Raw genomic sequence first — 5,593 nt, 5'->3', positions numbered from 1 at the left:
GGCAGGCGGCGTGCAGCCGACCGGCCGCGACCGGCCGGGCGGACGGGGTGAGGTAACGGTTGAGCGCGGTGGCGCGGGCGAAGCGCAGCGCGTCCTCGAAAACGGCGAGCTGGGTCTCCGCCGGCAGCGCGGACGCGGCGAGCGCCAGGTAGTCGGCCGCGGGCCACTGGGCGTCGCGGGTCGCGTCGGCCGTCGCCGCCCAGATCACCGCGCGGGCGAGCGGATCGGCCACCCGGGGCAGCACGGCCGGCAGGGCCGCCAGGTCCTCCGGCGTGAACCGCACCTTCGCGAAGGTCAGGTCACCGTCGTTGACGAGCAGCAGCCGCCCGGCGACGGTGCCGGCCAGCGCGGTGACCGCGGTCCGCCCGTCCGCCGCGGCCGGGTCGACGTCGACCTCCACCCGGCGCAGCAGCTTGATCGGTGCGGCATCGTCCGTGTCGCCCGTATTGCAGGTGTCACCCGCATTGCCCGTGGCGTCCGTGGCGTCCGCATTACCCGTGGCATTCGCATTGCCCGTGTCGTCCGTGTCGTCCGTGTCGTCCGTGTCGTCCGCGTCGACGGACGGGCCGTAGATGCCGATGCCGAGGCGGTGCGGGCGCATCGTCGGGTACGCCGGCGGCGCCGTCTGGACGACCGTGACCTGCTGGTAGCGGCCCTGGGCGTCGACGGTGACCTGCGGGCGCAGGGTGTTGACCTGCTCGCGGCGCAGCCACAGCTCGGCCCAGCCGGCGAGGTCGCGTCCGCTCGCCTCGCTCAGCGCGGCCAGCAGGTCGGCCAGGGTGGCGTTTCCGTAGGCGTTGCGGGTGAAGTAGGCGCGCAGCCCCGTCAGGAACGCCTCGTCACCCACCCAGGCGACGAGCTGGCGCAGCACGGAGGCGCCCTTGGCGTAGGAGATCCCGTCGAAGTTCAGCAGTGCCAGCGCGGTGTCGTCGACGTCGGCCGGTGCGACCGGGTGGGTCGAGGGCCGCTGGTCGGCGGCGTAGCCCCAGCCCTTGCGGCCGACGGCGAAGCTGGTCCACGCCTCGGTGAACCGGGTCGCCTCGGCGGTCACCCGGTAGCCCATGTACTCGGCGAACGACTCGTTCAGCCACAGGTCGTCCCACCAGCGCATGGTGACCAGGTCACCGAACCACATGTGCGCCATCTCGTGGGCGATCACGACGGCGCGCAGCTCGCGTTCGGTGTCGGTCACCGCCGAGCGGTAGACGAACTCGTCCCGGAACGTCACGCAGCCCGGGTTCTCCATCGCGCCGGCGTTGAACTCCGGCACGAACGCCTGGTCGTAGGTGCCGAACGGGTAGCGGTCGGCGAACAGCTCGTGGTAGCGGTCCAGGCACGCGCGGGTGACGTCGAAGATCTCCGTGGCGTCGGCGGCCAGGTAGGGGGCGAGCGAGCGGCGGCAGAGCAGGCCGAGCGGGATGCCGTCGTGGCTGTCCTCGATGACGTGATAGGGCCCGGCGACCACCGTCACGAAGTAGGTGGCCAGGGGCGGGGTCTCGGTGAACTCCCAGCGGCCCGGGGCGGTCTGCCGGCCCGCCCCGTTGGCCCGCACCACCCAGTCGAGGGGTGCCAGGACCGTCAGCCGCACCGGTGCCTTGAGGTCGGGCTGATCGAAGCAGGCGAACATCCGCTGGGCGTCGTCGAGGAACGTCTGGGCGTACAGGTACACCTCGCCGTCCTCGGGATCGGTGAACCGGTGCAGCCCCTCACCCGTGTTCGAGTAGCGCATCGTCGCCGTCACCGTGAGCTCGTTCGACGGGGCGAGGCCGGTGAGCGGGAGCCGGTTGCCGTCGAGCGCCGCCGGGTCCAGAGGCCGGTCGTTGAGCCGCAGCAGGTGCGCGGTCACCGGCTTGACCTCGGCGAACGTCGCCGGCCCGGTCGGGCTCGGGGCCGGGCTCGGGGCCGGGCTCGGGGTCGCGGCCGGGCTCGGGACTGGTCCGCCGGCCGCGGCGGCACCCGGATCGGCGCCGGGGGCGGTACCGGCGGCCGGTTCGCGCAGGCTGAAGCGCACCCTGGTCGTCGAGCCGAACTCCGCCGACGTGCGGGCCGCCGTCAGATCCAGCTCGATGTCGTACCCGTCGACGCGCACCAGGTTCGCACGCGTCACGGCCTCGTCCCGGGTGAGGGTGTGCATACCGCGAACCTACGAGATGGCCGGCCCGGGGGACGGCGGTCCCGCCCGACGTCCCGTCAGGGGTTGTCCGACTCCCGCGCTGGCCGGCCCGCGACCCGCGCGCGCGACGCGGACCTGCGCAGCCAGGTCAGGCCGAGAACGGGCAGGATGACCGGAATGAACAGGTAGCCGCTGCCGTAGTTCGACCACACCGCCTGGTCGGGGAACGCCGCCGAGTCCACGACGCTCGCGGTCCCCACGGCGAGCACGCCGGCCAGCTCGGTCGCGCAGGCGGCAACGGCGACCCGATGCCAGGCCGCGCCGGGACGGGCCAGCGCCACCGTCGCGACGACGTAGACCACGGCCGCGAACGCCGAGAGCAGGTAGGCCACCCGAGCGTGGTCGAACTCGGTGGAGATCTGCACGATCGACCGCGAGCAGGCGGCCACCGCGAAGATCGCGTAGACCGTGACGAGGATCCGCCCCGGCCCACCCGCCGTCCGCGATCCGCCGCGGCCGCGCTGCGCCGGACCGGCCTCGGTTGCCGGGCTGACCGCGGGGCCTGCGTGGACCGCTGGGGTTGCTGGGGTTGCTGGGGTTGTCTTATCCACCTGTGCTCTCCCAGACCTGACCGAGTCGGACGACGATGATGGCGACGGCGAGGCACGCGACGCCCAGAACCCCGCTGCCCCACCGGGACCGGTCGCCCAGGGACCACCACACGCCCACGGGCAGCGCCACGACCGAGGCGATCAGATACAGCACGAAGTTCGCCGGCTGGTCGGCGTGCGAACCCCCGGCCACAACGACGATCGCGGCGATCACCTGGGCGAGCAGGACGGCCTCGACCACCCCGGCCGCGGCCAGCAGCCCCACCCCGACGGCCCGGTCGCGCCAGGTCTGCAGCAGGCAGGCCACCCCGGCCACGAGCGCGCAGGCGATGGACGCGGCCGCCAGTCCGTCGATCACCGGCCGTGCTCCGAAACGCCGTCCGCCTGCATCCGCCTGCCCTTCCGATCCCGCCGCGCAGCCGACCGCGCGCCTGTCTACGACGGATGGTAGAAGGTCGAGGCCGTGGCTGTCAGGGCGGGACTTCCGCAACGGCAGGATTTCAGTCCAGCAGATCCCTCAAAATGATCGACCGTATCGTTTTCGTATATGGAACAGCGCGATCGCGGCTTACCGACCGACGCGACCGCCCCGGCCCGCGGGGTCCCCCCGGTCCCCGCGGACGGCGAGGTCCCCGCGGACGGCGAGGCGGCTTCGGGGGTTCGCCTCGCCCATCTGGTCAGCGCGGGCGTCGTCACGGCGCTGGTCGGGTTCGCGAGCGCGTCCGTCGTGGTGCTGGCCGGGCTGCGGGCGGTCGGGGCGGACCCCACGCAGGCCGCCTCGGGCCTGCTCGCCGTCACCGTCACCCAGGCGCTCGGGACGCTGTGGCTCAGCCGCCGCCATCGGATGCCGATCCTGCTCGCCTGGTCGACACCGGGCGCGGCGCTGCTCGCCTCGACCGGCGCGGTCGACGGTGGCTGGCCGGCGGCGGTCGGGGCCTTCTTCGTCGTCGGTGGGCTGATCCTGCTGACAGCGATGTGGCCACGCCTCGGGGCGCTCATCGCCACGATCCCCGCGCCGATCGCGCAGGCGATGCTCGCCGGCGTCCTGCTCTCGCTGTGCCTCGCGCCCGTCCACGGGCTGGTGGACCACCCGGCGCTTGTCGCGCCGGCGGTCGTGGTGTGGCTGGTGCTGCTGCGGCTCGCGCCACGCTGGGCCGTGCCGGCGGCGTTCGTCGCCGCGGTGGTGGCGGTCGGAATCTGGGTCGCCCGGCACGGCGGCCCGGGCGGGCCGCTGCTGCCCCGGGTCGTGCTGACGGCGCCGACGCTGACCTGGGCGGCGGTGCTCTCCCTCGCCCTCCCGCTCTACGTCGTCACGATGGCGTCGCAGAACGTGCCGGGCGTCGCGGTGCTGTCCGCCTACGGCTACGCGGTCCCCTGGCGGGAGTCGATGACGGTGACCGGTGTCGGCACCGTCGTCGGCGCGTCCGCCGGCGGCCACGCGATCAACCTGGCCGCGATCACCGCTGCGCTCGCCGCGAGCCCCGACGCGCACCCCGACCCGAGGCGGCGCTGGGTCGTCGCCCACCTCGCCGGTTGGACCTTCCTCGCCCTCGCCGGAGTGTCGATGGCCCTCGTGACGGTCGTGACCGCCGCCCCCGCCGGCGTCACCACGGCCGTCGCGGGCCTCGCCCTCGTCGGCACGCTCGCCTCGTCGCTGACGTCGGCGCTGGCCGACCCGGACGACCGGCAGGGCGCGGTTGTCACCTTCGTCGTCGCGGCCAGTGGCATCACCCTCGCCGGCGTCGGCGCCGCCTTCTGGGCACTCGCCGCCGGCCTGCTCGTCGGCGCCACCCTGCGCCGCCGACCGCCCTCGGCCCGGCCCCCGGCCGGCCTCCCGGCGCCACCGGAACGCTGACCGGCCGGGGCAACAGGCCGAGCCCAGTCCGCCGGCCGGGATCGCCTCCGTGCGTCCCCCGTCCCCCGTCCCCCGTCCCCCATCCGCCTCCGTGCGTCCTGCGTGCGTCGTTTCTTCCGGCTGCGCGCGTTGCTTCGTCAGCGAGCTGACGGGTGCGGCTCGGCCCAGTGGCCGTCGCGGGCGCCGGCCAGCAACCGGATCACCGCGTCACGGCTGGGCGGGTGACACCTCGGTGGAGACGCCCTCGTTGAGCGCGTCGAGCAGGCCGGGGAAGCGGCTGTCGACATCGGCGGTGCGCAGCCGCATCCGCCGCTGCCGGCCCTCGACGGTCGTCGAGGTCAGGCCGGCCTCACGCAGAATCCGCCAGTGGTTCGACAGCGTCGACTTCGGGATGTCCATGCCCGCCGGAGCGCAGGTGACGTCGGTCTGGGTGCGCAGGCGGCGGACGATCTCCAGTCGAACCGGGTCGCCCAGCGCATGCAGGATCACGGCCAGGTCGAGATCGGCGGTGGCTGGATGGGGGAGGCGTCGCACGGCGTCAGCATACGGCAGACGGTTTGATAGTTCCGGAATGTCGAACTATGGTGCCGTCATGATCCCCATCGGTCTTGTCCTCGAACCGCCACCGCCACCGCCATCACTGCCACTTCCCTCGCTCGCCGCCGACGTCCCCAACGCCGTCGACGACCTCCTCGCGCGCGCCCGGCGGGCGGCCGGCACCGGCCTGGCCTCGCTATGGCTGGGGCAGGGCTACGGTCTCGACGCGCTGACCGCGCTCGCCCTGCTCGGCCGGGAGATCCCGGCGATCACGCTGGGCACCGCGGTGACGATCATCCCGGGGCGGCATCCGATCGTGATGTCCAGCCAGGCCCAGACCACGCAGGCGGCGATCGGCGGCCGGCTGCGCCTCGGCCTCGGCGTCGGGCACCGCGCGTCCGTCGAGCAGCGCTTCGGGCTGCCCTTCGACCGCCCGGCGCTGCGGCTGCGGGAGTACCTGGCGGCGCTGCTCCCGCT

At 74.0% G+C, this 5,593-nt stretch carries 6 protein-coding genes; 2 read left to right on the top strand and 4 right to left on the bottom strand.

The genetic code is table 11. The annotated features are described in order from the left end of the window. From pepN to ND748_RS23670, 3 genes are all read right to left on the bottom strand, one after another. Positions 1 to 2,134, bottom strand: a 2,134-nt coding sequence (gene pepN, locus ND748_RS23680; protein WP_251748163.1) for an aminopeptidase N, incomplete at its 3' end; no start/stop codon positions are given. A 56-nt stretch (positions 2,135 to 2,190) separates the two neighbouring features. Further along, positions 2,191 to 2,592, bottom strand: a complete 402-nt coding sequence (locus ND748_RS23675) for a hypothetical protein (protein WP_374216013.1) — start codon at positions 2,590 to 2,592, stop codon at positions 2,191 to 2,193. 124 nt (positions 2,593 to 2,716) lie between these two features. After that, positions 2,717 to 3,082, bottom strand: coding sequence for a hypothetical protein (locus tag ND748_RS23670; RefSeq protein ID WP_251748161.1), 366 nt, complete (start codon positions 3,080 to 3,082; stop codon positions 2,717 to 2,719). A gap of 189 nt (positions 3,083 to 3,271) precedes the next feature. On the opposite strand from ND748_RS23670, the gene ND748_RS23665 reads away from it, so the two are divergent. Further along, positions 3,272 to 4,579: a benzoate/H(+) symporter BenE family transporter gene (locus ND748_RS23665; protein WP_251748160.1), complete on the top strand. Its 1,308-nt coding sequence runs from the start codon at positions 3,272 to 3,274 to the stop codon at positions 4,577 to 4,579. Positions 4,580 to 4,786: 207 nt separating this feature from the next. On the opposite strand, the gene ND748_RS23660 is transcribed toward ND748_RS23665, so the two are convergent. Next, the gene (locus ND748_RS23660) at positions 4,787 to 5,113 is read right to left on the bottom strand and encodes a helix-turn-helix transcriptional regulator (protein WP_251748159.1); all 327 of its coding nucleotides are present in this window, start codon (positions 5,111 to 5,113) and stop codon (positions 4,787 to 4,789) included. 58 nt (positions 5,114 to 5,171) lie between these two features. Between ND748_RS23660 and ND748_RS23655 the strand changes: the two genes are divergently transcribed. After that, positions 5,172 to 5,593 (top strand): LLM class flavin-dependent oxidoreductase (locus ND748_RS23655; RefSeq protein ID WP_251748158.1); only part of this gene is annotated, 422 nt, incomplete at its 3' end.

The sequence above is a fragment of the Frankia sp. AiPs1 genome (assembly GCF_023716945.1).
Taxonomy (GTDB): Bacteria; Actinomycetota; Actinomycetes; order Frankiales; family Frankiaceae; genus Frankia.
Note: the sequence above shows the minus strand (reverse complement) of the source record. Positions and strands in the feature narration are given on the sequence as shown.

Coding starts and splice junctions, on each gene's coding strand:
- ND748_RS23665 (WP_251748160.1), top strand. CDS start 3,272: ATGGAACAGCGCGATCGCGGCTTACCGACCGACGCGACCGCCCCGGCC.